We start from the raw sequence: 26,849 nt of genomic DNA on the forward strand, positions 1-26,849 counted from the left end.
GGTTGTGCAGAAAGTTTACCGGCGCTTTTTCTTTGGTTGTTCCGGATGCAGGGCGTTAGCCTTCTTTCATCGTCTTCAAGTTGGTGCGGCAAAATGCACCAACTTGAGTAAAAAGACCTACAAACGATTACGGGTATCTTTTTTCATCACGAGACACAACGTCTGGCTGATAGGACCTTACCAAACGCAATTGATTATGGCATGATTTTTACGAGGGGCATGATCAGCCATTTTCGGTTCGAGTCCATCCGCACGCAAGTTTCTCCCACAACGTTTTACTTATCAAAAAAACTGACCAAAAGCAGAAGACTAACCCTGTGTTCTGTTCTTTCTGCTACTACCCGATATGATTCATCCGGTGTATGATCAACAACCCCTTATGCTTTGGCTTTACGATTTGCCGACCTGGCTATTTGCGCTGTTAACAATTGCTTTTTTTGTGGTATTGGGGCTAATCGGCCTGGTGTTAACGCACCGGAGAATTAACGAGGGGACATTCGCCACATTGATTGACAATGGCACGGTTGGCTGGTTTTTCTCGGGAGTGACTGTACTTTATGGCCTGCTGCTGGGCCTGCTGACGGTGGCTACCTGGAGTAATTTTACGCAGGCAACCGGGCTTGCGTCGAAAGAAGCGGCCACCATTGCGGTTCTCTACAGAAATTTTGCCGGTTACCCGCCTGAACAGCGCGTGCGTCTGCAACAATCGCTCCGGATGTATACCGAGTTTATCGTGCACAAGTCCTGGCCATTGCAACGCAGGGGTTTAATTCACGACGGCGAATCAGACCGCCTGATTCAATTGCAAACCATTATTCAGGCGATTGAACCCGCCACCGAAGGCAAAAAGATTTTACAGGCGGAGTCGATCCGGGCGTTTACGGCTCTGGTCGAATTACGCCGGTTGCGAATGGAATCGATTACGGGTAGCGTCCCCGGCGTTATCTGGTATGTCGTGCTGCTTGGGGCTTTATTAACGCTGCTTTTTTCTTACTTTTTTCTGGTCAAAGATATCTGGTTCCATGCGCTGCTGATCGCTATGCTGGCCACCGTGATTGGCCTGTTAATTTTCCTCATTGCCGCGCTGGACCACCCCTATCGAGGAGCCGTTAGCGTCGAATCAACGGCGTACCAGCTGGTACTCGACAAAGTCATGAAGCCCTGAACCGTTTATTGGCAACGGTCGAGCGGATCGGTTACCATCCCGTTGTGCACGGGCAGAACTACCCCTTAATCTGATACTTAGGATAATTTAATTTTTCCCTCAGACTCCCCTTAGACGGGCGCATTAGGTTTGCCTTCGTAATCAACCAAACTCAGATTATGAAACGCAAAAATCAGCTCCTATTGCTACTAGCCGTTGTTGGGCTGGCAGGCACATTTACCGCACACGCACAACCACCTGTAGGCCCCGGCGGTCCCGGTCCAAACGCCTTTGCGGGAATCCGACCTCCCCAACCGTCGGGAATGGTCGCCTTAACCACGTTGTCAGGTACGATACAGCAATTCACCGCCAACGATGAATCCGTTCTGGATGGTTTTACGCTCAATACAGGTTCGAATACGGTTGCGGTACAGTTTCCGGCTCACCTGGGGCAGGCTATTCAGGCCGCGGGGAAGTCTGGTAGTAAAGTAACGGTAACGGGCTCAACCGACACAACTCCCGAAGGAGCCGCTGTCTTTCGGCTGGTTAGTCTGACAAGCGGGCAATCGGTCGTGACCGATACACCACCTGCTGCCCCGGCTGCCTTACCTACCCCAACCCCCATTACTGTAAAAGGAAAAGTGGCTGATTATCAGATCAACCGACAGGGACAGGTTAGCGGGTTACGACTAAGCGACCAGACGCTGGTGCGGGTGCCTCCGCACGTAGCCGCTCAGCTCACAACGTTAGCGCCTAAAGAAAGCACAGTTTCTGTAACAGGTTACGTACAACCCGTTGGCGAAGGACAGGTCAGATTACAGAAACAGACTATCGTTGAGGCTTCTCAAATCACCGTCAACGGGCAATCCTTTCTGGTCCGGTAGCACCTTACGACAGGCTTCCGCTCTTTTTTCATGGTTCATCCGGTTCAGGTTGGCATCGCACAGGAACCGGATGAACCATGCGTATGTACGGAAACAACTCTAGGTATTTTTCTCCACAGCTTCCCCGGATATTTCCCTAGACAAAGCCATTCGGCTACCTGAAGGCTAGGGCATAGTGCATTATTTACGCCCTCCGCTAAGTCCGGTACAATATTTACACGAAATAGATGGCATTAGCCCATCATTCACGGTACAAAACACTAGCCAACTATTAAAATATGGTTAAATTATCGACAAACCCCACGACGCGCCAACCCAGCACGGCCAGCTTACGCGCACTGGACACGGCCAATTTCTTGCTGGCCGATGTTCGGGATGGGCTTGGCCCCTATCTGGCTATTTATTTATTAACCACCCTGCACTGGGATGCGCAGAATATCGGGATTGCCATGTCGGTTATGGGCATTGCTACCGTCGTCGCACAGACCCCCGCCGGTGCGCTGGTTGACCGAACCCGCCGGAAGCGCGTCTACTCAATCATAGCATCGCTCCTCATTGCGTTTGCCGCCGTCATCACGATTACTGTACCAACCTTTTCGGTCATTATGGGTGGTCAGGCCATTATGGGTGTAGCAGCCGCCTGGTTTGCTCCGGCGGTAGCCGCCATTACGCTGGGTATGGTTGGGCCCAAGGCGCTGGATAAACGGGTTGGCCGCAATGAAACCTTCAACCATGCCGGCAACGTATTTGCGGCCCTGCTGGCGGGTCTGCTGGGTTATTACGTGAGCACAAAAGGGATTTTCCTGCTGCTGGCGGCCATGTCTATTCTGAGTAGTATATCAGTTTGGCGCATTCGGGAAGAAGATATCGACCACCAGCTGGCCCGGGGTTGCTCGGACGAAGAGCAACAGGCCAATGATGGTAAGCCTTCGGGCATCCGGGCTATTCTGGGCAACCGATCGATTCTCTTTTTTGCCCTGGCCTGCGTGTTGTTCCACTTTGCCAACGCAGCCATGCTGCCCTTGCTCGGTCAGCGACTGGCGCAGGGAATCAACGCAGGCGCGTCTTCGGCCTACATGTCGGCCTGTATCATTGTGGCGCAACTGGTGATGATTCCTGTCAGTTACTTCACCGGAAAGTTAGCACCTAGTGGCCGTAAACGACTGTTGCTCATTGCGTTTGCCGTACTGCCGATCCGTGGTCTGCTGTACACATTAACGGGTGATCCAACATTGCTGGTTGCCATTCAGATACTGGACGGCGTCGGCGCGGGTATCTTCGGGGTATTATCCATTCTGATCGTTTCGGACCTGACGCGCGGCTCGGGCCTGTTCAACACCACGCAGGGCGCCATTGCCACAGCCGTTGGCCTGGGGGCTTCCCTCAGCAATGCATTCGCCGGTACATTATTGCAGAAAACGAATTACAATGTTGCCTTTCTGACGCTGGCATCCCTGGCGGTCGTTGCGCTGATCGTTCTCTGGTTCTTTGTGCCCGAAACGGCTCCATCAGCACAGCCGGTTGCGCGCGAAAACTGACCTTCCGGGGATTAATGATTGTGTATCGGACCGTAGAGTCCTGTTAACCGGCTTTTCTGTGGATTGGATTTACGCGCTACCAAACTGGTTCTTCTTTATTTTTTGCTGCGGGGCAACTCTTCTGTTTTCGATGGTTGGTCTGGTGCTGCTCCGTCCGTGGGTCAGGGCGCACGTAAGTGACTCAGCAGAGCACAATGATCTGGTCAGCTATTTCCTGGGATCTTCCGGTGTTATTTACGGCATCCTGCTGGGCCTGGTGGCGGCTGGCGTGTGGAGCAATTTTCAAGCCTTATCGGCTCAGGTAGACGGCGAAGCGACCATTACAGCCGCGCTGTATCAGGACATGGCCACGTATCCGCAACCCTATCGCCGGATGTATCAGCAGGAGTTAAAGGCCTACGTACGATCAGTTATTCATCAGGACTGGCCCGCTCATAACCGGGGAGAAATACCGCAGGAAAGCAGTAAGATTCTCCGTTCGTTCAAAAACAATCTCTTTGATTTTGTGCCGCCTACTCCCCGACTACGGGTCGTTCATGAACAAGCCATCAACCAGCTCAATGAACTGCTGATTGCGCACCGCCTGCGGTTACGGGGGGATCAGGCCAACCTGCCCGAACTGCTGTGGTGGGTCATCATTCTGGGGGCGTTGATCAACGTAGCCATCTCCTGGTTTTTTGTGGCGGAGGATATCACGCATCAGGTGGCTTTGACCGCGTTGATTGCACTGTTACTGGGGTCTCTTTTATTTCTGACAGCCGCCATGGACAATCCGTTTCGGGGTGGATTCAGCGTTGATGCCAGCGCTTTTGAATCCGTGCTCTATGAGATGGTCAATTACTAAGCGAACGCCCCCCCGTTGCATCCGCCAATCATTCTTTTACAAATACATATACAATACAACCATGATAACACATCGACTTCATTTACCCTTACTCGGTTTGCTTTGGCTAACCATTACGCTAAGCGGTTGCCTGTCGAACCGGCAGACCAGCTCGACCCTGAACCGGGTAGCCAGCGACAACTGCAACATCGATTCCAGCGGCACCTCTGGCTACGTGTTTCATCCGGTCAATCTGGTTCCCGGCTCGCCGGACGACCTGTTGCTCCGGCAACGCTACGGCGAACGCGGCCTTCGTATGGCGCAGGCCGTGGGGCTTACACCCCTGCTGGTGCAGATGACCCAGTTGGAGCAGCAACAACGTTCCGACCAGCTCCCCTCCACGCAATACCTGGTCATACGTCAGAAACTGACCGACCAGCTTCAACTCGCCAACTTCGATATTTCTACCGCAGCGGCTCTGGTCGATTGTGACAGCAAGCGCGCTACGCTAACGGCAACGTTGCTTACCCGCCGGGAAAACAGCCGCGAAAAACTTATGACAATCAGCGCCATTACCATCGGTGCGGTAGCTATTATCGGTGCCAGTCTGCTGAATCTCAACGAGCAACCGCATAGCGCCGACTGGCTACACATTGCCGGGGGTATCGGCGAAGGTGGCCTGGGTGTGCTGGCGTTACGGCAAAAACCGCCCCGGGCGGAGTACCGCCACCTACGCAATCCACTCCGCGATATATGGAATCGGGCCAAAACATCGACTGATTTTCCGCCCCTGGTCTGGTATTACCTCAACAAGCCGAAATCAGACAATAGCCCCGCTTTGGTCGACGCCCTGCGCAGCCGTTGGGAGTTGCTGGTTTCGCTGGATAAAAAAGCGGGGCGTCCGCGCAGACACACGCGTCGGGAGGTGGCTTATTTCAGCGATGGCGATACCTACACCGCCGAAGAACTCACCGTTCGGGCGGCCATGCTCGGGCAGTTGGAAACCGAACTTCGGCTCATGAACAATGACCTGACCATTCTGCTCAACGAAATTGTCCGACCAGTCACAAAACGGTAAGCCGAGTGGGCAATCGGAAACGAAAAATAAGCCTGTCAAATTAATTCTATCTTAAGCTTATCTTCATCTGGGCACGGCAACTTTGGTACATCAACCATAGAAAGCTAATGAAACGAACTCTTGTATCGGCCGCCCTTCTGGCCACCCTGCTCACAGCCAGCTGTAGCAAAAATGCGCTCATGCCCGACCAGACACAGGCCACCGAGACCAGTGCTCTTTTTGGCGCCCGTGCGTCGGCCAATCTGGTGGCCTTACCCACTGCCACATTACCCGCCACTGTGAAGTCGTACCTGGATCAGAACGCGTCGGGTTACACCTTGATCAGAGTTGAGAAGCTGATCCAGCCGGGCGCAACAACGGCTTCGGGAACGAAGGTGACCGTTCTGCAAAATGGTGTACCGGTCGAGTATTTCTTCGATACAAACGGCGCCCTCACGACCCGCCCTGCCGGGCCCCGTGGTGAAGTTATCACGCGTCTGACAGCGGCTCAGTTACCGGCTTCGGTCAGTAGCTACCTCAGCCAGACCTACTCAGGTTATCAGCTGGTAATGGCCGAGTCGATGCAAATCAGCGGATCGGTGCAGGAGTACCGGGTGCAGATTCTGGCGAACAATCAACGGATCGACGTTCACTTTGACGGCACGGGTAATTTCCGCGACGCGCATACGGCACCCGGCAACCTGACGACGACCCATTCGGTTAGCTACATTTCGCGGGACAATCTGTCGGACGCCATCAAAACGGCCCTGAGCAGCACATATGCGTCCTACACCTACGGGTGGGCCGAGCAGCATGTACACGACGGAACTACGACTTATGATGTCAAGCTATTCAGCAACAACCAACCTACCGTCCTGCATTTCGACACGAACGGTGCGCTGGTAGCGCCTAAGGGTCCAGCCGCTGGTGGTCCTATGTCGGGCACGGCCGTTGGTGGCCCAACGGCTCCGGTATCAGGCACCGCGATCGGTGGGCCAACGGCTCCCGGATCAGGTACGGCGGTGGGTGGCCCAACAGCCCCAGGTTCGGGCACCGTGGTGGGTGGTCCAGCAGCACCTAAACCGGGTACGCCAACTCCACCAGCTTCGGGAACAGCAACTCCAGGTGCGCCAGCCAACCACCAGTTGATTCTGGATGCCACCAAGTTACCATCAGCCATTACGACGTATCTGCAAACCAACTTCGGGGGATACACCTACCTGGCCGCTGATCTGCATACGCCCCCAACGGGCACATCCGGTGAATATACCGTTGATATCGCCGTTGGGCAGCAATTGTACAAACTCCGCTTCTCAGCCTCCGGTGAGTTGCTGATGGCCGAAGCCAGAGGATAGTACGTAGGGAATAATTCGTGCGAATAACGTAAAGCCGTTGCTGTTACCCGATTAACGCCGGGTAACAGCAACGGCTTTACGTTGTTGACGATCAGCCACTCTGGTTAATTTCTGATAGTATGGTCAAGCAGATTGATCTGGATTAAACGACCTTCCGGCCTACTTGACTACAGATTATTGGCTGTCACCGGGTCACGACGGACAAAAAAAGACCGGGTCAGCTAAAGCTAGTGCAATTTTTGCTGTACATGTGTAGTCCTTCATCCATGCTCACAGCTTGCTCTATGTCCACCCATAACGCCGACCATTATTTTAACCAGGGAAACGTTTATTTCAACAAGGGCGAGTATCAGCTGGCCATCGATCAATACAATCAGGCCACCAGTACTGATCCACAATTTTCGTCGGCTTTCTGCAACCTGGGGGTGGCGTTTGCTGAATTACACAACCACGCCAAAGCCATTGAATCCTGCCAGCGGGCTATCAAGCTAAACCCCCATGATGCGGTGGCTTTCTATAATTTGGGGCTTTCGTACGCGGAGACCAGTAATTATACCAAAGCGATCGATTCATTTCAATCGGCTATTTCGTTAAATAGCCGTTACGCTAAAGCCTACTACAATTTAGGACTTGCGTATGCTGCGGTGGGACAGTTTGAGTCGGCCATTGATCATTATCAGCAAGCGATTGCGATTCAACCCACATTTGCCAGGGCTCATTTCAGCATGGGGTTATGTTATGCCGAGCAAGCCGATTATGCCAAAGCCGTCGAGTCCTGTCTGCGCTCCATCGATATAAATCCCAGCAATGCCAAAGTCTACTATCAGTTGGGGCTTTTGTACGCCGAACTCGGAAACTACAGTAAAGCGGTTAAATACTGTCAGCAGGCCATCGAATTAAACTCCCAGGAGCCAGCCGCTTATTACCACATGGGGCTGGCCTGTCATAAATTATCAAATTTCACCAAGGCCATCGAGTGCTACCAGCAAGCCATTGAGTTGAATGGTCATTACGTCGAAGCCTATCATAATATGGGCCTCGCTTACAATAACTTAGGCAACAATGGCCGTGCTATTGAATGCTATCAGCAGGCCATTGTTCTGAACCCTCGTTATGTAGACGCTCACTATAGTATGGGAGCGGCTTATTACCGACTGGGTAACTACGGACGGGCCATTGAGTGTTATGAATTGGGTGATCATCTCAACCTTCGCGAATTAAGCCAGCGCTAGCCCACCGTACCTTTGTTCGGTTCGGCCAGACCGCTCACCCCTCAAATCGGATCTCCGCCCGAAACCAGCCCTCGGTGGCGGCAACGGTGAGGGTTCCGCCCATGAGCCGGATAATCTGATGACTGATCCACAAGCCCAGTCCATACCCATCGTGTCGGACATCGGCCTGGTAGAATTCGCGGGCAAGCCGGTCCGGATCCGGCACGGCGGAATTTGTCTGGTTAGCCAGCGACCAGATAACGGTTTCGTTCTGCTGAAGAATACTGAGGTCGAGCTTCGTGTGGGGAATAGCGTACTTGACGGCATTGTCCAATAAATTCAACAACACATTCGTCAGCTTGTCCTGATCAGCCAGAACAGTCAGCGACGGGGCCGCTTCATCCAGGCAGACCGACAGGTACAGATGCCGCTGGTTAATAGACGGATGATACCGTTCCGTGAGCAGTAAGGTCAGGTCGTCGAGTTCGATGCGCTCGGGTCGCAGTTGCAGTGTACCCGCCCGGAGCTGACTCATGGCCAGCAGATCATCGACCAGCCGACTCAGCCGACGTAATTCAGCCAGCTGACTAGCCAGAAAAAGCCGCTCCCGGTCGTTGATCGCTTCTCGCTGGGCCACTTCAATTTCGGTGCGCAAAATGCTTAACGGAGTCCGCAGCTCGTGCGAGGCAGCCGCAAAGAAATTCTGCTGGGTATCAACAGCCTGCCGGATACGATCGAGCATGTCGTTAATGGTATCGGCCAGTTCCTGTAATTCATCACCCGTTTTGGGGGCACGGATTGGGGTTACCTGCTCAGCCCGATTGACGGAGCGGGCCGAGTCGATGATATTACGCAGGGGTCTGAGCAACCAGCCGCTGAGCCACCACGCCCCAAGTCCCGATAGCGTCATGCTCATCAGCAACGTAACGGCCAGTAACCAGCCAATCTGCTGCAACTGGCGGTCTAGAGGCTGGTTACTATGACCAACAACCGTTGTCAGTTTACCATAGCCATCATCGGCGTTGCGCACATAGCTGGCGAGCCGGAACGTATCAGACTGCGCAATAGACCTCCTGGTATGAGCCAGCTTGTGCGCCGGGAACCGGGGGGATACGTACAGTCGCTTCCTGAAGCGTCCGGTAGAATACCACAGCGACAATACTTCGTCCCGCTCGGGCAAGGGAATGACCAGCGGATAAATAGACGTTCGTTCCGACAAACGGGCCGCCCGCTCAGTCAGCGACCGGTTGTCCTGTTGAATCAGCACGTCTTTAACCCGGTTGAATACGTAGAAGGCGGCTCCGGCAAATCCTAAAAAGAAGGTAACGCCAAAGACCAGCCCTATTTTCAGACGAATGCTACGAACCGGACGCAATAGGGACATAGAGAACAGACAAGAAGACGACAGATTTAATTAACCTCAAGGGTACCCCGCAGCCGATAGCCAACTCCAACGACCGTTTCGAGCAGGGGCGTTGCGTGGCCCCGGTCAATTTTTTTACGCAACTGATGAATATACACTTCCACCACGTTGCTCCCCCGGTCGAAGTCAGACTCCCATACTTTTTCGGTTAGCTGCGCCTTGGCAATCACCCGGCCGGCCTGACGCATCAGTTGTTCCAACAGTTGATACTCCCGGGGTGTCAACGTGATGGGCTGACCCGCCCGACTAACCTGCCGACTGGTCAGATCCATCGACAGTTCACCTACGCGCCAAACTGCCAGTCGGCTACCGGCCTGGCTGCGCTGTACGGTGCGGATACGAGCCAGTAATTCGTCCAGTTCAAAGGGTTTGCGCAGGTAATCAACGGCGCCCAGGTCCAGCCCGCGTACCACGTGTTGCGACTGGTTAAGTGCACTCAGAATCATAACCGGTATGTTGATTCCGAACGCCCGCAGGGTACGCAGCACATCGAAGCCAGTGGTGCCGGGCAACATCAGATCCAGAAGAATCAAGTCATAACCGCCCACGGCTGCCTGTTCGAGTCCAGCGGCTGCCGACAGGGCAGTATCTACCGAATAACCAGCCTGACGCAGGCCTTTTTGCAGGTGAATAACTAGTTTTTCTTCGTCGTCGATCAATAAAATTTTCATTAGAGCGCAAAAGTTTGTCCACGTATTGTCAGAGCGGTAGGATGCAGCAGCGGCAGACCCGTTCGGTTGACGAAGCCATCCGTCATTCGTTCGTAGCCAGCAACGCCCACCCGCTGAGCCCCCTCAAGCAGCAGGCTGATTTGATCGGCCTGGTGGGGCTTTAGTTCAACCAGGTATTTATCAGTGAGCAGCGCAACCAGGTGCCCGTTTTCGTCCTGCATATTCCCCATCAGCCGGCCTTCTGTCTGAACCATTTTACCCGATTGCGGGGGCGGGGGCGGCAGATCCGATACCTGAAAGCCTATTCCAGATCCAGCGTTTCGTACTTGCACTAACCGGTAAGTCGGGCTGGCTGGCTGACCAGTTGTTGCGGATTCGGAAGCGGGCCCGGAAACCGGTCTGGGATGTCCGGGGCCACCCCGATCCGGTTCGACGTCAGCGCCGACCAGTTGCCCGACGGGGGCCAGTCGTCTGATTTTGGCGGCTGTATGGGGCGGAAAGAGGAGGTGAACCTCACCCGTTCCCGTCCGCACCCGCAGGCCGTCATAATCCCCAATCCGGTTCGACAGATACCCCAGTACCCTCCCCGATAGGTGAGCGGAGTTTTGTGCTGACGCGTTTGTCGAACCAGACCAGAGGCTCATCAGAAATAAAAAATAGAGTAGCGGTTTTCTCATCAATTACAGGGGAATAGGGTGACCAGGAGCGTCTGTATGACTACCTTATTTTGCTGACTTTGTTCCGCGAAACCTGGCGTATGTACATAACCAGTTCAATAAAGAGAAGTCAGCTTACTGGCTAAACTAACGAGCGGATCTAAAGACCAGCTTAGTATGACATTAATTTTCCTTAAGCAAAGCGGATTCAACGGTCTACCCGGAACGAGTTGAATTTACGCCTGCCTGCTTACTCGGGCGCATTAACTTGAACGAGACTCCCTTTTTACAGATTTAAAAGCAGCTGGAGAAAACAGGCCAAGGTCGCTGTACGAACCAATCGGCTGGCATACCTGGCGCAACATCCAGAACAACAAAAAGGGCAGTCATTCTTTCGAATAACTGCCCTTCGAGGGTTTAGGCTGGTTGATTTAGTTAATGGCTATCAGACGACTGGGTGCAGTGGGCTGCTGGGTAACCAACGTTACCGCGTGAGTCGTCACCTCAACCCCGTTGCTGACCCGGACCTGATACGCCCCATCGGGCAAATCGCTCAGCGTCAGGCGAAGACGAGCTACTGTTTCTTTTTTGGCTATCCGTTGGGTGAACAGCACGTTGCCCTCGGCATTCACCAATTGGATGTCGACGATACCCGTTGCGTCTTTATCCAGAGCGATCTGCAGTTTGCCTTCGGCGGTGGTGTACATGCCCGTTTTGTAGCTGGCTACCTTAGCCGGACGTCCGCCGGGATTCGTGTTGTCCGCCAGGGAAGCGGAGAAGGTACCGGTGGTTAAAGCGAAGGCAACAACGAGGGAAGTAAGGAGCGTTTTCATGATCTATGTGTTTAGTGATTTACTTGGCTGTTTTGATAGATCAAAGGTCGCTGGGTTAGCCTAAGGAGGCTGTCTCAATTGGGTCAATCGCTAACACTTTTGAGAAAGGAAGTAAGTATATATGCTCACGCACTTTTCGTAGTGACAGGTTAGCCCTCCCGTATAAACAAAGCTGCGGTTGCCGGGTTGGGTTAACATAGCTCACTGAAAAATAAGCATCACTCCAGTAGCGGCCGTTTACTCCCGCTGAAAATTACACGCTCTATGCCTGGTAAAGTCCGTAAATATTGTGCCCCCCGCCGTATTGCCTTTCCGCTCCAATTTCTGGATGTATTTGTTGATCTATATGCCCATGCACGATCTCGTTTTACCCGCCAAACCAGTCGTTTACCTGACTCAAACAGTCCATCTATTTTATTGATGACGGCGGGCCATCTGGGCGATGCCCTCGTCTTGTCCTATACGTTTCCCCTCATCCGGCAGCGTTACCCAACCGCGCAGATTGACGTGCTGGCGGGCAGCTGGTGCGACCCGATCTGGAAGAACAATCCGTATATCCGACGCGTCATTCACCTCAACCACGTCTCTACCAATCGCAGCGCATTGTCCAGAACGGCAAAATGGCAGGCATTTTTTCGGTCAACTCGCTCCGCTATAAATTCCCTGCAAGACACCGTCTACGATTACTCGGTTGATATTCGCTACTCCGACTCGCCCATGCATTTCGTGCTGCCTTTTCTGCAGGTTAACCGTAAAATTGGTTTTGGCTCGCGGGGCATGGGTGGCCTGCTGGATAATGAGTTCTTTCTGCCCGATCAGGAAGAGAACAACTTCGATTTGCTGCTGATGCTGCTCAGGCCAATGGGTGTTTCGGGCTCTGTCCGGACGGTTGACCCATATTTTTTCCATCCCTCCCAACCACCCCGGCAGCTCTGGAGCAAAGTAGGTCAGCGGGTTCCGGAAACCAGAACCATTTTACTCTGCCCCGAATCAGGCAGCCCCCTTCGGATGCTATCGGCGGATTACTGGACCCGGTTAGCCACCCGCCTTTTGCAGGAAGGCTCATATGCCCTGGTATTCAGTGGGCAGAGTGCGTTTACAAAGGCACTTTACGAGCGGGTCCGAACCGAAAACCCGTCGGCAGTTAAGCGGTTGTATTCGGTTGTAGGCCAGTTAACGCTCGACGACCTGACCAGCCTGAGCGAACAGGCCGCGGCTGCTTTTACGCTCGACTCCTTACCCATGCACTTATGTTGCCTGGGTTGCCCCACCGTGTCGTTTCAGAAAAATGGCGTGGGTATTCAGTTTTTCCCGATTGGCAAGTATCCAACGCTGGTGATTCATAACCATGACAAGAGTCGTATGCTGACGCTGGACCGCCCAGGGTCGGACAGCGAGTACGTAACGGAATTTGACGATACGGTTCTTGATCGGGCCATACAGTGGTTTCGAACGCTCGACGCAAAACCGCTGATAAGTTCGCAATAGACTAAGCCCCAATGTCCAGTTTTTGTAGATTAATGGCCAAAGTATATACTTGACCGGCAGCGTAAAAGCGGAAGTTAGTAAGTAGAAAACCGAATTTAGTAGCCGTGTATTACTACTTATTCCGTACCGCCTTAATTGCCTTCAGCGCCACAATCAGGGGATTCAGCCCGCACAAAAGGCAATTCAGCCTACTTAATTTGACGGACTACGTTTAAATGCATAGGTTAGCTGACTAATTGATAATCAGACAAACCGGATGATATACAGTAGACAAGTGTACTTTGACGGAAGTATGCCTTCTATTCAGGACATCATCGAACGAGTTCGTCAGCGCACCGGCATTGAAGCCAACTACTTAGCCAACAAATGGCTACTAACGAACCCGCTCGACCAAACCGATGTGTTTAGTTTATATGCAGAGGGAGACAGCTGCCTCCTGCTGATGAATGAAGGAACGGAAACGGAGTTCTTGCAGGCAACGCTCTATGCTCTCCTTGATTTTGGCGGCTATTATCAGGACTGGTACGAATAACCCGGAACCAGCCTACACTTCCTGCTTTAAAAGCGACGAGATTAAAGCCGGGGAGCCGGAAAATGGACCGGACGAACTTATTTTCAGCGCGGCCAGGATCGAACCAAACTCACCGGCTTCTTCGATGGAGCTTCCTTGCAGCCGTCGCCAGAGATAACCGGCCATGTACGTATCCCCACAGCCCGTGGCGTCGATAACAGCCGTTGGTTGTGCCGCCATAATTGGGCAGAAAATGCCATCCTTATAAATAAGCGATCCCTTGCTACCGAGCGTTATGACTACCTCCTGTACACCCAGGTCCGCCAGGTACCGGGCCCCTTCGCGTGGGTCCTGCTGACCGGTGAGCACATTCATTTCGTATTCGTTTGCTTTTAGCGTATGCACGAAAGGAAGTACTTTCTTTTTGTCGGCCCAGTCCTGGTAAATGACGCGCTTCTGTTTGACGTACCTCAAATAGCCTTGCGCATCCAGCGATATCAGACTTTTTTTCGCCAGCTTCTCAATTAGCTTCGTCGGGATATCGTCGGACAATAGCGGCCCCAGATGGACTATTTTTGCGTCGATGGATGGTAGATTGGCGATTCGGAAAGGCAACGCTTTTTGCTCCACTCGCTGCTCCCTATGATCCTGATCAAAACTGTAGATGTTTTCGAAATAAACCGTGTGTGGACTGGGCATGGCATCCACTTTGATACCATCGGCCCGCAATTCATCGACAAACTGATGCTCCTGGAACGACAGCGCCGTTACTAATTTATAACTCAGGCCCGAATGGCGCAGGGCCTTGGCCATGTAAACAGATGTACCGCCCGGCCTGAACGCCACCGATTGGGGTGTAACAATTTTATCCAGCGATATATGGCCTATTATGCAGATGTCGAGCATTGTGCAGGTGATCGAAGTGTAGCAGCCAGTAGCTGAGCAAGTCAAAGGATACACGTGAGGGCTGATTTTACCGGCGTCTTCATTAGTCAAAGGCACCGGAAAACAATTCATTCACATCCCGATCGTTGTCAGGCCTAACCCAAAATAGATAACACGACCACGCCAGCCTGATGAATACGCTTTTCGGGTTCGGTAAAATTTAAAACCGCTGCAACGGCCCATTCGTTCGTTGTCACGATCACTTTTAGCCAGGAAGCGACACGAGCCCCAACCCTGTCTGACGAAAAATACTTAGGTCTCAAAAGTTCACGATAAGCCTTTCGGCCGGGCAAAAATGAACGTTCGCAAGGTAGAGCCAGGTTACGGCGTCACGGACAGACCGTTAACACCGTAACCTGGCTCTACGCAGCTTATTACTGAACAACGAAACTCTCGTTGGGTCGGCTCTGCACGATAAATGTTTTGGTAAGGGTCTCGGCTCCGGCAACGAGCGTCAGCTGGTAGGTGCCTGTGCCTAAGCTCGACAGGTCGAATTGCTGGCTCAGGCCCTTTTGAAGATTGACCGTTTCGGTGTAAACGGCCTGGCCGCTGGCGTCCCGAATCGCAACCTGGCCTTTCGTTTGAACAGGTTGAACGTATAACCTGATTTTATGCTCGGGGGTCATGACCAGACGGGTCTGAGCGGCTACAGATTTGCTAGGCTCATTGGTTGTTGCGAACGATGCCGTACTGGCTACCAGACCCAGCATCAGAATAAGTATTTTTTTCATGGCTGTTTTTGTTTGTTTTGCTATTTCGCCGTTGCGATGAAACAAAGTTGCCACAAGAGACTCAGGTCCGAAAATGAAAGGCGATGAGCGCGCCGATTGGGAGGATGAGCGCCCGTTTTCAAGCGAGGAACCTGAGATCAGGCGAACGAATGACTAACCATACCTAACTACTAGTCAAGCAATTACTTGGCACTACTCCGACCAGCTAACCAGGCACAGCGGCCCTGTTTTGACAAGGTTGATCAACTACGTTTATCGACAGATACCCTTCACTCGTCGCGCCAAACCCTTCGCTCATCGGCCGATTATAGCCTGTCGGTCGTTTTGATTTTCGAGGGGCTGACCTGAATCCTATTTTTGTTGTAGAGTCAGGTTTTCGCAATTGACGTGGCGTCAATTGCTATCTAGAAAGCGGGCATAACTTCCGGATAAGCTAGTAGCCAGCGGGGCCCTTCACCTTTTCACTAAAAACAGATAATGGTCGACAAGCTGACGTATTGGCAAAAATGGCAATTGGCCATTCGGTTGCTGCTGCTGTATTCACCGCTGCTGATGTACGTTAACCTGCCCGATTCCCTGCGGCATCCGGCCAAACTGCTGGAAGTATCGCCTTTCATAGCGGTTTTTATCCTGATTGCCATGTGCCTGTACTTCGTCTGGATCACGGCCACCGACTGGATTCAGATTCAATTGTTTCGCTGGTTTGGGGAGGATTTCTTGCTCGACTTCAACTGGCGGGCGCTAGTCCTTACCATGCTCATTTCGCTTGGGCTGGCGTCGCTGTATGCCCAGGTTTTTCAGTTTATCGTATCGACACTTTTTTCGCTGTTTTTCCACGATGATTTTGTAAAACATCCCTCGGCCCATCCCCGGCCGTTCAGCCCCGAGGTATTCGCCTACCTGCAACGGGTCAATAAAGTGTTCAATCTGGTCATCATGCTGTCGGCGTTTTACCTGACCATCCTTTCCCGCTCGTATCAGCAACTGAAACACGTACAGCTCCGGGCCGAACAATCGGAGAAAGAAGCCGCCATCAGCCAGGTCGAAGCCCTGAAAAATCAGCTCAGCCCGCACTTTCTGTTCAATAGTCTCAGCATTCTCACCTCCATGGTTCACGAAGATGCTGATCTCTCCGAGCGGTATATCAAGCAGTTAGCCAAGGTGTACCGGTACATTCTCGAACAGCGTGAACAGCAAGTCGTTTCCCTCAAAACAGAAATTGACTTCATCCGTGCCTACACGTTTCTGCTCCAGATCCGGTTCGAAAACAAATTCGAGGTCATCATCGACCTCAGTCCAGACCAGCAGACGCACTATCGAATTGCCCCGTTATCCCTTCAGTTACTGGTCGAAAACGCAGTTAAGCACAACCGGATGGCCATTGATGAACCCCTGCACGTGCGTATCTACTGCCAGGATGATGTACTGATTACGGAAAATACCTGGCTCCCCCGCGACCAGCCCGACTACTCGACCAGTATGGGATTGCGGAACATTGTCAATCGCTATGCGCTGCTCACCCCCCGGCCCGTATGGTACGGGCGTCAGGAAACTTTATTTGTCGTCAAAATTCCCCTGTTAGTATGAACGTCGTCATTATCGAAGATGAAGCCCGCACCGCCCGTCAACTGGAGCGAATGCTCAAAAAGTACGACGGGTCGATTCACATTCTGGCGCAGTTGCCTTCCGTAAAAGAAGCGGTCGCCTGGTTCAGTGAACATGGCCAGTCGCCACCACTCGACTTGGCCTTTATGGATATTCACCTGGAAGACGGACTGGCTTTCCGCATTTTCGATCAGATTCACCTGACCGTACCTGTCATTTTCACGACTGCCTACGACGAGTATGTACTCAAAGCGTTCAAGGTGAATAGCGTTGATTATCTGCTGAAACCGGTTGAGTACGACGAGCTGACGGCAGCCCTGGAGAAGTTCAAAACCACCCGGAGTCAGCCTGCCCTACCCGATCTGAGGGCACTGGTTCACCTGATACAGCAACCGGCATCGAACAGTTTTAAGGAACGTTTTATGGTCAGCATCGGTACCAAAATTCACAGCGTCGAGGTAACGGATGTTGCGTATTTCTATTCGGAAGAGAAAGCCACGTTTCTGGTGACAAAAAACGGGCAGTTGCTGCCGCTTGAGTATAGTCTGGATCAGGTCTCGGGGTTGCTCAATCCAGGAAATTTCTTTCGGGTAAACCGGCAGGTCATCATTGCCCGAGCCGCTATTCAGTCCGTTCACGCCTATTCAGCCGGGAAGCTCAAACTAGACTTACTACCCGTTTCCCGGCAAGAGGTGTTTGTGAGCACCAGCCGCCAATCTGAATTCAAAGACTGGCTGGGCCGATGATTGACAAGGGCTTTTCAACGGCCGGGCCCGGCCGGAACGGTGCCCCGTTACGACCGGGCCCGGAAGCCCATCATTACACAGAAATTAAGCGGTCGCGGGAGATGGTTCGCCACTCGGCGCTAACGTCGCCGTTTTCGATGGTGTATGCCCGTTCGTAGAGGGCTACCGTTGGGCAAATATGGTTGGGTAGTCCGTACACGATATCGCCAATCTGGTACGAATGTCCGACTTCGGCTTCGACGACCAGATGCTCCTCGCTCTGCCCGATTGCCTTTAGATCCGGGGCATTCAGAAACGTAATTCGCTGGGCCAGTTCGCCTTCGGCTGCTACAGATTTATGGCCAACATCCAGACATAACGTTGTGGAATCGGGCATAGAAATGACCCGCGAGACCACCAGCGCGGCCGGTAGAAACGGTTGCTCGGTCAAGACGCTCTGGTAGCCTTTGTCCCAATAGATGAACGTGCCGGGACTGCACTCGACATCCGGCCGTTTGGCGTGAATCGGGAACGTCGGGCTCCCGCCTACCACCAGCACGGGTTTCGTGAACCCTTGTGAAACGAGCGTATCGCGCAGGAGCTGAACGGGCCAGAAAGCCGCATCGCACTGGGTGGTACGAACCGCGACGTCCGGGTCGCGCAGGTGCCCGTCGTAGGCATGCAAACCCACCGGACGAACGCCCGGCAGTTGATCCAGTTCGGCATAAAGCGTCAGAACAGCCCCCCCCGGTGCAACGCCGGTACGGTTCATGCCCACATTCAGATCAATGTATACAGGCACCACCTGGTTAGTGGCCACGGCCAGATCGGACAGTTGGCGAGCGGTTGCGCTGTTATCGACCAGACAGGAAAAATCGGTTTGGGGATACATCCGGATCAGGCCAAGCAGCCGGTGCATTTTGGCCTCGTTTGGCTGATAGGCCAGCAGCACATCGGGCGCACCGATCATGGCCAGCATTTCGGCCTCCGCAATGGTGGCGCACTTGAACTTCCGGATACCTGCATCGAGCATTAACTGACAGGCCTCCCGCGATTTATTTGTTTTCACGTGGGGCCGCAACCGGCTCACGTTATCAATTGCTTTCACAAGAAAAGCAACATTTTGCCTTACCCGGTCCGGATAAATCACCAGGGCGGGCGTATCGAGATGGGTTACATCCGCAATCGAATACCAGGGCGCTTGTTCCATAACCTAAACCAGTTCAAACAGAGCCTCAACCTCGACCGGAATGTTGTCGGGCAACGAGCCCATGCCCACCGCCGACCGGACGCCAATGCCATTGTCGGGCCCCCAAACGGTGGCAAAAAGTTCGCTGCATCCGTTGATGACGTACGGGTGCCGACCAAAATCGGCCGTGCAGTTCACCATACCAAGCACCTTGATCACACGCTTCACCCGGTCCAGACTGCCCAGGTTCGTTCGGATGGTCGATAAAATCGTCAGTCCCACCTGCCGGGCGGCTAGTTTGGCCTGTTCGATATCTACGTCATCGCCAACACGACCGATGATCAGGCTTTTGTCATCCTGCACCGGGCCATGCCCCGATACGTACAGGTATTTTCCGTCGATCAGAAAGGGTTTATAAACACCCAGCGGCTGGGGAGCGGGTGGTAACGAAAGGCCGGTATCGGCAAAGGCTTTTTCGGGCGACATAGGGTTCGTCTGCATAGGAAATAAAAACAATATTCGGGCGAAAACGGCTTCATGGCGATTAAGGCCAGTTACTACACTGGTCTGGCACCCAGCGAAGCCGTACATTCGCAAACTTAACCGAAACGATCGGGTTAAGCGGCTAACAAGCCGAAATTCGTTTGATTTGTCGTACCAACGTTTATGAGAAAGTCATTGCCCATTCTGTTATTTTTCTTCGCTGCGTTGATCTGGATGGCGGCCACCCAGGCGCAACGGCCTACTCTTTACCTCATTGGCGACTCAACTGTTAAGAATTCCAACGACAAGGGCGACGGGGGTCTATGGGGCTGGGGCCACTTCATCGGCGCTTATTTCGACACAACGCGCATCCATATCGAGAACCAGGCCATTGGGGGGCGTAGCAGCCGTACGTTTCTGACCGAAGGCCGCTGGGATAAACTAATGAACCGGTTAAAGCCCGGTGATTTTGTTATGATCCAATTCGGGCACAACGACGCAAGCCCCGTTAATGACACCCTTCGGGCTCGCGGAACCCTCAGAGGTACGGGTAATGAGACACAGGAAATCGATAACCTAATTACCAAAAAACACGAAGTCGTGCACAGTTATGGCTGGTATATCCGCAAGTATGTAACGGACGCCAAAGCAAAAGGAGCCATACCCATTGTTCTGTCTTTAGTACCGCGCAATGCCTGGAAAGGTAGCAAGGTAATCCGGGGTGATACCGATTACGGCAAATGGGCCGCCGAGGTAGCCCATGGGGAACAGGATGGCAAGAAGAGCGTTTTCTTCATTAACCTGAATGAACTGGTTGCCCGCAAATACGACGTCGTGGGTGATTCGACTCTCCTGCAGGCCACCTACTTCGTCAAGGACAATGTGCACACGAACGCAGCCGGGGCCAAAGTCAACGCAGCTTCGGTTATAGACGGGCTCAAGGAATTAACGACCTGCCCGCTGAACAAATACGTAAACGAATAATGCCCCCGAATCGGGTACCCTCGCCCAACAAACAGTAAACCGGTTCGTCCATTTCCTTTTCCAGTCAGTACGCCGGTTAAAGTCGACTAATCATTTTTATTTAAGCATACGTTCACCAGGTAGCGCGTCATGCCGGGAAACCACTTCGCATGAGCTTAGCCGGCTTCGTCAACAGCATGAAACAGTTCTGCATTCTCCTGATCCTGATTTGTTTAACCGGCTCCATCAGACACGAAGCGGTTAGCTGGGTAGCCATTGGCGATTCGATTACGTATTTGAACGACCATCTCGACGAAACCGGAAATCGAGTCACCAAGGGGTATATGACCCGGGTTACGGAACGGCTCCCGTATATTCATTTTACCAACCAGGGGCACAATGGCTGGACTTCGGGTGGCATTGCCAGAGAAATTGACAACCTGGGCCTGAGTAAAGCCAATATGTACTCCGTCTTTCTGGGCACCAACGACTGGTGGGCTGGCCGGCCGCTGGGCCGCCTGGCCGACTATCAGGCCAATGCAGGCAACGCAACCGTGTATGGCTCATTCCGGATCATTATCAACAAACTCCGCCAGTTGAATCCGGAGGCCCCGATTGTTCTGATCACACCCATGCAACGGGCCGACTTCGTTTACCTGACTAATTTCAAGAACAACGCCTATGGCTCCTACAAGGCCAAAAACGGTCAGAACCTCGAAGCCTTTGCCAATGCCATCGACTCCATTGGCCGGTACGAGCAGCTGCCCGTACTGGATCTATACCACGAAAAAGGATTAAGACTAGAAAAGCTGGTTAAGTTCAAACGGCTGAAAGACCCGAAAAGCGGCCAGTACACAACCTATGGGTATCCAGACTTTATCGACGTCCCGTTTCAACCCGAAACGGATGAGTATCCTTATCCGGTAGAAGCCGTTGACATGACCTACGACGGGTTGCACCCATCCGACAAAGGGTATGAACTGATTAGTCGCCGACTGGTAAAGATTCTGAAAAAATACTAGGCTGGCTCTCCTTCCAGGCCAGCTCCGTTAACCGCTTTATCAGGGTTTGCGCGTGCTTTTTTGCCTGGCTCGTTATTTCTTCTGCGGTATAGCCAGCATGAAGCGACGTTCCATACATGTAAAGTGGTTCGATGTAATTCATCTGCGCATAATAGGCGGTCTGTTCCAGATTTCTGCAGTACTCATATATTCTGAAATGGTTTTTACCCAACGGTGTGTAACTCTCCGGCGGACCGCCTATCGTAAAACTCGCCATGAAGTTTTTACCTTTCAGGTGGTCTCCGCCCTGTCCGTAAGCAAAACCAGGGGTAAAGACCACATCAAACCAGTGCTTCAGGACCGCGGGCATGTTATACCAGTAAAATGGGTATTGAAAAATGATCGTCTGATGCCTCAGTAAAGCCCTCTGTTCGGCCACGGCGTCAATATGGTAATCGGGATAGAGTTGATTTACGTTCCTTACTTCAATAGCTAAACCACTGGTTTGCAGTTGTTCGACGATATTTTTATTCGCCAGCGAATGTTTGTAATTAGGGTGTCCCAGAATTAGTAAAGCCATTTTCTCGTTGCGTTTAACCTATAAAAATTATAGTTGCAAAACTATTTTTAGTAGTTTAGATCTGCAATAACTATCCAAAACGATAGGCTCATGAAGTATGGCAATGAAAACTGAGTGCTTAGGCAATTACGTGCGGGTCAACGATAAACTGTATCCCTGCACAACCAGTCTGGTCATGGATTTGATCGGTGGCAAGTGGAAAGCGTCCATCCTCTATCACCTCCAGGAATCGGAAAAACGCTACAATGAACTCCGGAAAGAAATGCCGTCGGTGACCGAGATGACGTTGAGTCTGCAACTAAAGCAACTGGAAAAAGACGGACTCGTGTCCAGAAAAGTATACGGCCAGAAGCCGCCGGTAAAAGTCATCTATAAACTGACCGATTTTGGCAAGCGATTTATCCCTGTTCTGGAAGCCATTACAGCCTGCGGTAACCAGATCGTGGTGGAAAAAGGCGAGTTTATAGCGAATCCGTAACGGAGAAGGCTGTTCCTGTTTCTCGCGCTACACCCTGATCGACTCCACAAACTCTCTGGGCGACTGCCCGGTAAGTTTCCTGAAGGCTCGGTTGAAGGTTGCTTTCGAGTTGAAGCCGCAGTCGAGGGCAATACCCAGCAGGCTTAAATGCCCGTTGGCTGGGTCGAGCGCCTGTTGTTTGAAGGCATCGACCCGGTACTGATTGACAAAATCATTGAAGTTTTTCCCCGTTCCGGCGTTGATGACCGGCGACAGGATGGACGTGTTTGTTTTAAGCCGCCGGGCGAGGTCGTTCAGCGACAGGTCCGGGTCCAGATAAGGTCGTTCGTTCTCCATATAGGTCAGTAAGGTATCGCGCCAGGACACCAGGTCAGTCCCTGACAGGGTGGGTGCTTTATTCACCTGCCGGGCCAATCCCCCCGCTTCCAGCATCGATTTGGATCTCTTGGCCGGTTCCTCTTCGGCTTCATCCGGCAAGGGTTTGATGGCGGCTGTTTGCGCCGGCGCGGGTGTCTCGGCAAACAACAACCGCCGACCCGGTTGCACCTGCGCGTAGCCGTGAATACTGACGTAATAGATGATAAAAACGCCGGCCAGTTCATCCCACCATTCCTGCCAGAACGTTAGGTTGAGCAGCAAATCGAGAATCAACATAATCAGGCTGAACAGAAATGTAGCCGTCAGGGCAATCAGAAAATTTCGGAACCAGCGAAAGCTGATGGTTTCGGTATCCGAAAACTGCGTCTTTATCCAGGCTCGATACTGCCGATAAAGCCTCAAGGACAGCATCAGGTAATACACATCCTGACCGATACCGATAATCGTCTCTACATCACTGATGTGGTACGGGTAATGCACCGTTGCTTTCCAACGCTCAACGAAGGCCGGACCCATCGAAAAAACGCTGATATGATATACCACATAAAGCAAAAACGGGACCGCATGCCAGCTATCCTGCCAGGTAAACCGGAAATCGGCATTGAGCTGGCTTTTCAGGTAGAAATAGCACAAAGCCGGGAGGAGAAACGCAAGCGACCGGGGGAAGAACTCCAGTTCGCGCCAGAGAATTTCAATACCGCCAAAGCCCAGCATGTACTCCCAGATATTAAGACTGAGGCCGATCAATACCCAACCGAGCAGCCAGTCAGACAGGCGCTCTTCGCGCCGGGCCCGTACCCACAACAGCAGAGCGTAAATCCAGCCCTGCATAAAGCCGAACAACAGGGGGGATGAATAGGCGTTGAACTGAAACGTCATCAATACAGCTATTTATGGGCAAGATACAGTCTGTTTGGTTACCGGAAGATATTGATGATTTTGCCATCATCTTCCTTTTTCACGACCAGAAAAGGTTTGCTCCCGTCAATCCGTTGCCCGCTCATAACCAAGTCAACCTGCTTGTCGTCAGCAACGTAAACTTTCGTGCCGATGGGCAATTTTTGTTTGGTATTCCCCATCGGCATCAGCATCATTATCTGTGTACCGTTTCCGGTTTCGTCGGGCCGGTAAGTAATGAGACTGATCTTGTGGGGCATCAGACTGTTGTTTCTGAAACGAATGGTTGCAACAGGCACTGAGGAGTGGGTTGTCGTTTCGGGATCGGTCAGGAGCGTTTTACCGCCATCATCAGCCGTTACGGTGAAGATAAACCCTTCGGTCGTTTCGCCGTCCCGGCTAAAGTAGAGCTTACTGCCCACTGGCCAGTTTTTGGGCGTCGATTCGTTGCGGTTCATGGTAAACCCGTACGCCATACCCGGCCCTTCGGCACGAAACATCCGGTGATAGCCAAGGTTGTTCCGCAACGTGAACGCCACTCGGGCAACGGTTTCGGTCGATGCTGTTTTTTGGGCCAAACTGCGTGAAGAAAGGGTCTGAACGAGCCCTAATAGAATAAAACAGATGTGTTTCGTTGTCATGTTTCCTGTGTTTATAGATTATCTTTTGTCTTGATCCGGCTGGCGTCGGTGCCGGTTTCGCGCTCACGGGCGGCTTTAATGTCTTTGCTACCAAAGCGATAAGTAAACCGGACCGTTACCCGACGGCTTTCCCATTTCCGGTCGATGTTGAACTGCTGCGTCAGAAAATCGGCCGATTGTTTCCAGCGCATGGTATTCAGTATATCGTCGATGCCTAGTGTTATTTTACCCCGCTCCTGCATGACTTTCTTTTGCAGGCTCAGGTTCAGGGCACCCAGCCCACCGATCCGGTAGACCGTCTGCCGGGTGGGGGCATTCCAGAAACCCGACACCTGCGCCGACCAGGTTTTCGGAAGGTTGAACGAATGCTGCATGTAGCCTTCAAAAGCAAACGCCCGCTGATCGAAGGGTTCCGTTGCCGACAGATTGCCCTGAAACCGATTCCAGGTGGCCCCGGCATAGGCATACGCAGTCCACCACTTTGTAAATTGATACGGTGCGTTAATCGACAACGTCAACGCGTCGATCCGGCCCACGTTGGCCACCGTCTGGTAAGCCATTAAACCTTCCTGCCGGATTACATCAGTGGTATACTCATTCGTGTGGCTATACGCCAATTTAATGGTCGATGCCCATTTGTAGGTATAGCTAAAGGCAAGGGTATGGGTATAGGTGGGGCGCAGGTAAGGATTTCCCCGCTGGCTCGTGTACGGATCGAGCTGATACACAAACGGATTCATATCCTGGTAGTTGGGTCGGCCAATTCGTCGCCCGTAGTTGAGGGCAAACTGGCCATTGCTGGTTGCCTGGTAATGCACAAAGGCCGTTGGAAACAGATTCAGGTAGGTCGTATCGGGCGCGTTGATGATCTGCTGGCGTAGGTCAACGGAGCGCCCCGTCACCGTCGAATGTTCGACCCGTATACCACCCTGCATCGACCATTTTCCCACCGACCGATTCAGGGAGGCATACCCCGCGCTGACAATCTCCCGGTACCTGAACCGATTTGTCCGGTTAACGTCGGGTTGCTCCCTGGTTTCGGTGTTATCGGGCCCAACAAAGGCCAGCAGATCGTTATCGGTGGTAACATCGGTGTGTTTCAGACCAGTCTCCAGTTTCAGGTGGCGGTTCTTCCATTCCTTCACAAAGTCGCTTTTCAGGGTAACGATGGTAATATCGGTGGCCGCATCGAACCGGCGTTGCCGCCTAAACAGGGGTTGCCCGGCCGGATCGACATAGTCGCTGGTAATGGCGCTGGGTGCCGTGTTGGCAAAACGCGTCACGTCCGCGTCGAGGTTGAGTTCCAGGCCAAGCGTGTCGGCGTAGCGGTAGTTCAGCGCGGCATTGATTCGGTTGTTCCGGGCGGGAGTTGCTGCCGTTCCGGTTGTCGACTGGTTTGCGATCGTCGAGTCCAGGATCATCTGACTGTCGATGATCCGTGTGGTCGTGTACGTTCCGAAGCGATTACCCGACGAGTTGCCCGATACCACAAAGCCAACCGTTTGCCGGGGCGATGCATTCCAGTGATCCAGCGTATAATCGGCCCCCGCTTTGTAAACAATGGACCGTGTACCATCGGAATCATAGCCGCTCTGGAGAAACTGCGAACCACCTGCTTTCCGGTTTAGCAGGACGTTTGTGATCTGGAAGTTATCGCTGACGGCGGCATTCCCGAACAGATTTATGCGTTTGGCACGGTAGTTCAGATCGAGTGCTGCGCTGGCCCGGTGGTGATCGCTCTGGCTATACCCTACCGATGCATTTCCATTCAGGCCCAAATTCTTATCCCGCCGGAATTTAATATTGATAATGCCCGCTCCTCCCTGCGCATCGAACCGGGCCGACGGGTTTGTGATCAACTCCACCTTATCGATATTCGACGCGGGCGTAGCCCGGAGCAGGTTGGCCAGGTCAGCCGCCGACAGGTTGGTTGGCTTCCCGTCGATAAACACATTGACGCCCTGTTTTCCGGCCATCCGGATGTTGTCGTTTGGATCAATGGCCACGCCAGGCGCCTGTTGCAGGAGTTCATAAGCTGTTTTCCCCTGTGCGGTGGCATCGGCCGCCACATTCAGTACGGTCTTATCGACCTGCTGCTCAACCAGTGATTTCTGCGCCCGTACGGTCACATCCATCAGCGTTTTCTCGGTGGCGTTGAGCACGATCGGCTCCAGTGCAAGGGATTGCCCGCCCTGTACGGTTATTAGCTGGCTGGTCGTATTCGCCATGCCCACCATGGATACTTGAACCCGGTACACGCCGGCGGCTACTTCAGTGAATACGTACTGCCCGGCTTCGTTGGCGAGTGCTCCCCCGGTCAATGTCGAGTCGGCTACCCGAAGAAGCTTGACGACAGCGAATGGTACAGGTTGCTGACGTATATCCCGAACAGAACCCGTTACAGACTGGGCAATGGACGAGACGGCCATCAGTAAAAGCAGCACGAACGTAGAGATTTGTTTCATAGGGTTGGCGTTTGAGATCGATAAGCCAAAGGTGGCAGAACGCTCCCCGCTGCTTCGCCCCAAACTAAATTTGAGACGCCCCAAATGATGAATTGAGCCGTTTACAACCGCCGGTGGGGCTTCGTCTCGCCAGGCCTTTTAGGCACCCCAGCGAATAGCAGGACCTTTGCCTAA

General features: G+C 52.8%; 27 protein-coding genes. 15 read left to right on the plus strand and 12 right to left on the minus strand.

The features are described from left to right. Positions 1-379: 379 nt before the first annotated feature. The 7 genes from ACYU87_RS03965 to ACYU87_RS03995 all read left to right on the plus strand — a co-directional run bounded on the left by ACYU87_RS03965 (position 380) and on the right by ACYU87_RS03995 (position 8,033). The gene (locus ACYU87_RS03965) at positions 380-1,165 is read left to right on the plus strand and encodes a bestrophin-like domain (RefSeq protein ID WP_461132724.1); all 786 of its coding nucleotides are present in this window, start codon (positions 380-382) and stop codon (positions 1,163-1,165) included. Positions 1,166-1,323: 158 nt separating this feature from the next. Then, positions 1,324-2,028 (plus strand): hypothetical protein, encoded by a 705-nt coding sequence (locus tag ACYU87_RS03970; protein WP_461132725.1) that lies wholly within the window; start codon positions 1,324-1,326, stop codon positions 2,026-2,028. 278 nt (positions 2,029-2,306) lie between these two features. After that, positions 2,307-3,566: an MFS transporter gene (locus ACYU87_RS03975; RefSeq protein WP_461132726.1), complete on the plus strand. Its 1,260-nt coding sequence runs from the start codon at positions 2,307-2,309 to the stop codon at positions 3,564-3,566. A 58-nt stretch (positions 3,567-3,624) separates the two neighbouring features. After that, positions 3,625-4,410, plus strand: a complete 786-nt coding sequence (locus ACYU87_RS03980; protein ID WP_461132727.1) for a bestrophin-like domain — start codon at positions 3,625-3,627, stop codon at positions 4,408-4,410. Between the two features lie 61 nt (positions 4,411-4,471). Next, positions 4,472-5,467 carry a hypothetical protein gene (locus ACYU87_RS03985; protein WP_461132728.1) on the plus strand — a complete coding sequence of 332 codons (996 nt, stop codon included), beginning with the start codon at positions 4,472-4,474 and terminating at the stop codon, positions 5,465-5,467. 107 nt (positions 5,468-5,574) lie between these two features. After that, positions 5,575-6,801 (plus strand): PepSY-like domain-containing protein, encoded by a 1,227-nt coding sequence (locus ACYU87_RS03990; RefSeq protein WP_461132729.1) that lies wholly within the window; start codon positions 5,575-5,577, stop codon positions 6,799-6,801. A 284-nt stretch (positions 6,802-7,085) separates the two neighbouring features. Further along, a complete protein-coding gene (locus tag ACYU87_RS03995; RefSeq protein WP_461132730.1) occupies positions 7,086-8,033 on the plus strand; it encodes a tetratricopeptide repeat protein in 948 nt (315 codons plus the stop codon). 34 nt (positions 8,034-8,067) lie between these two features. On the opposite strand, the gene ACYU87_RS04000 is transcribed toward ACYU87_RS03995, so the two are convergent. From ACYU87_RS04000 to ACYU87_RS04015, 4 genes are all read right to left on the minus strand, one after another. Further along, entirely contained in the window at positions 8,068-9,396 is a 1,329-nt protein-coding gene (locus ACYU87_RS04000; protein ID WP_461132731.1) for a sensor histidine kinase, read from the minus strand. Between the two features lie 26 nt (positions 9,397-9,422). After that, a complete protein-coding gene (locus tag ACYU87_RS04005) occupies positions 9,423-10,106 on the minus strand; it encodes a response regulator transcription factor (RefSeq protein WP_461132732.1) in 684 nt (227 codons plus the stop codon). Beyond that, a complete protein-coding gene (locus tag ACYU87_RS04010) occupies positions 10,106-10,783 on the minus strand; it encodes a hypothetical protein (RefSeq protein WP_461132733.1) in 678 nt (225 codons plus the stop codon). The genes ACYU87_RS04005 and ACYU87_RS04010 overlap by 1 nt, the downstream gene beginning before the upstream one ends. Positions 10,784-11,193: 410 nt before the next feature. Beyond that, positions 11,194-11,595: a hypothetical protein gene (locus tag ACYU87_RS04015; protein WP_461132734.1), complete on the minus strand. Its 402-nt coding sequence runs from the start codon at positions 11,593-11,595 to the stop codon at positions 11,194-11,196. 264 nt (positions 11,596-11,859) lie between these two features. Between ACYU87_RS04015 and ACYU87_RS04020 the strand changes: the two genes are divergently transcribed. Together ACYU87_RS04020 and ACYU87_RS04025 are read left to right on the plus strand one after the other, a co-directional pair. Continuing rightward, a complete protein-coding gene (locus ACYU87_RS04020) occupies positions 11,860-13,083 on the plus strand; it encodes a glycosyltransferase family 9 protein (protein WP_461132735.1) in 1,224 nt (407 codons plus the stop codon). Between the two features lie 292 nt (positions 13,084-13,375). Continuing rightward, the gene (locus ACYU87_RS04025) at positions 13,376-13,615 is read left to right on the plus strand and encodes a hypothetical protein (RefSeq protein ID WP_461132736.1); all 240 of its coding nucleotides are present in this window, start codon (positions 13,376-13,378) and stop codon (positions 13,613-13,615) included. A gap of 12 nt (positions 13,616-13,627) precedes the next feature. On the opposite strand, the gene ACYU87_RS04030 is transcribed toward ACYU87_RS04025, so the two are convergent. Beyond that, the gene (locus tag ACYU87_RS04030; RefSeq protein WP_461132737.1) at positions 13,628-14,500 is read right to left on the minus strand and encodes a PfkB family carbohydrate kinase; all 873 of its coding nucleotides are present in this window, start codon (positions 14,498-14,500) and stop codon (positions 13,628-13,630) included. Between the two features lie 413 nt (positions 14,501-14,913). Then, entirely contained in the window at positions 14,914-15,270 is a 357-nt protein-coding gene (locus ACYU87_RS04035) for a T9SS type A sorting domain-containing protein (protein ID WP_461132738.1), read from the minus strand. A 186-nt stretch (positions 15,271-15,456) separates the two neighbouring features. Between ACYU87_RS04035 and ACYU87_RS04040 the strand changes: the two genes are divergently transcribed. The 3 genes from ACYU87_RS04040 (at position 15,457) to ACYU87_RS04050 (ending at position 17,621) form a co-directional block, all read left to right on the plus strand. After that, positions 15,457-15,618: a hypothetical protein gene (locus ACYU87_RS04040; RefSeq protein WP_461132739.1), complete on the plus strand. Its 162-nt coding sequence runs from the start codon at positions 15,457-15,459 to the stop codon at positions 15,616-15,618. 129 nt (positions 15,619-15,747) lie between these two features. Next, positions 15,748-16,857 carry a sensor histidine kinase gene (locus tag ACYU87_RS04045; protein ID WP_461132740.1) on the plus strand — a complete coding sequence of 370 codons (1,110 nt, stop codon included), beginning with the start codon at positions 15,748-15,750 and terminating at the stop codon, positions 16,855-16,857. Then, positions 16,854-17,621 carry a LytR/AlgR family response regulator transcription factor gene (locus tag ACYU87_RS04050; protein ID WP_461132741.1) on the plus strand — a complete coding sequence of 256 codons (768 nt, stop codon included), beginning with the start codon at positions 16,854-16,856 and terminating at the stop codon, positions 17,619-17,621. The genes ACYU87_RS04045 and ACYU87_RS04050 overlap by 4 nt, the downstream gene beginning before the upstream one ends. A 73-nt stretch (positions 17,622-17,694) precedes the next feature. Here the strand turns inward: ACYU87_RS04050 and ACYU87_RS04055 are convergent, their stop codons facing one another. Next, positions 17,695-18,810 carry a D-TA family PLP-dependent enzyme gene (locus ACYU87_RS04055; protein WP_461132742.1) on the minus strand — a complete coding sequence of 372 codons (1,116 nt, stop codon included), beginning with the start codon at positions 18,808-18,810 and terminating at the stop codon, positions 17,695-17,697. Between the two features lie 3 nt (positions 18,811-18,813). After that, positions 18,814-19,290: a RidA family protein gene (locus ACYU87_RS04060; protein ID WP_461132743.1), complete on the minus strand. Its 477-nt coding sequence runs from the start codon at positions 19,288-19,290 to the stop codon at positions 18,814-18,816. Between the two features lie 165 nt (positions 19,291-19,455). Here ACYU87_RS04060 and ACYU87_RS04065 point away from each other — a divergent pair, with 165 nt between their 5' ends. Beyond that, entirely contained in the window at positions 19,456-20,256 is an 801-nt protein-coding gene (locus ACYU87_RS04065) for a rhamnogalacturonan acetylesterase (RefSeq protein ID WP_461132744.1), read from the plus strand. A 176-nt stretch (positions 20,257-20,432) separates the two neighbouring features. Continuing rightward, positions 20,433-21,257, plus strand: coding sequence for an SGNH/GDSL hydrolase family protein (locus ACYU87_RS04070; protein WP_461132745.1), 825 nt, complete (start codon positions 20,433-20,435; stop codon positions 21,255-21,257). Here the strand turns inward: ACYU87_RS04070 and ACYU87_RS04075 are convergent. Further along, a complete protein-coding gene (locus ACYU87_RS04075; RefSeq protein ID WP_461132746.1) occupies positions 21,220-21,816 on the minus strand; it encodes an NAD(P)H-dependent oxidoreductase in 597 nt (198 codons plus the stop codon). The genes ACYU87_RS04070 and ACYU87_RS04075 overlap by 38 nt on opposite strands. A 97-nt stretch (positions 21,817-21,913) precedes the next feature. Between ACYU87_RS04075 and ACYU87_RS04080 the strand changes: the two genes are divergently transcribed. After that, complete coding sequence (locus ACYU87_RS04080; RefSeq protein ID WP_461132747.1) at positions 21,914-22,294, plus strand: winged helix-turn-helix transcriptional regulator; 381 nt, start codon at positions 21,914-21,916, stop codon at positions 22,292-22,294. Positions 22,295-22,321: 27 nt separating this feature from the next. On the opposite strand, the gene ACYU87_RS04085 is transcribed toward ACYU87_RS04080, so the two are convergent. From ACYU87_RS04085 to ACYU87_RS04095, 3 genes are read right to left on the minus strand one after another with little or no spacing between them, the layout of a single operon-like run. Then, on the minus strand, positions 22,322-23,551 hold the full coding sequence (locus tag ACYU87_RS04085) for a helix-turn-helix domain-containing protein (protein ID WP_461132748.1): 1,230 nt from the start codon (positions 23,549-23,551) through the stop codon (positions 22,322-22,324). Positions 23,552-23,589: 38 nt separating this feature from the next. Beyond that, positions 23,590-24,210, minus strand: a complete 621-nt coding sequence (locus ACYU87_RS04090; RefSeq protein ID WP_461132749.1) for a hypothetical protein — start codon at positions 24,208-24,210, stop codon at positions 23,590-23,592. A gap of 11 nt (positions 24,211-24,221) precedes the next feature. Next, complete coding sequence (locus ACYU87_RS04095; protein WP_461132750.1) at positions 24,222-26,675, minus strand: outer membrane beta-barrel protein; 2,454 nt, start codon at positions 26,673-26,675, stop codon at positions 24,222-24,224. Positions 26,676-26,849 lie beyond the last annotated feature (174 nt).

The sequence above is a fragment of the Spirosoma lituiforme genome (assembly GCF_054776635.1).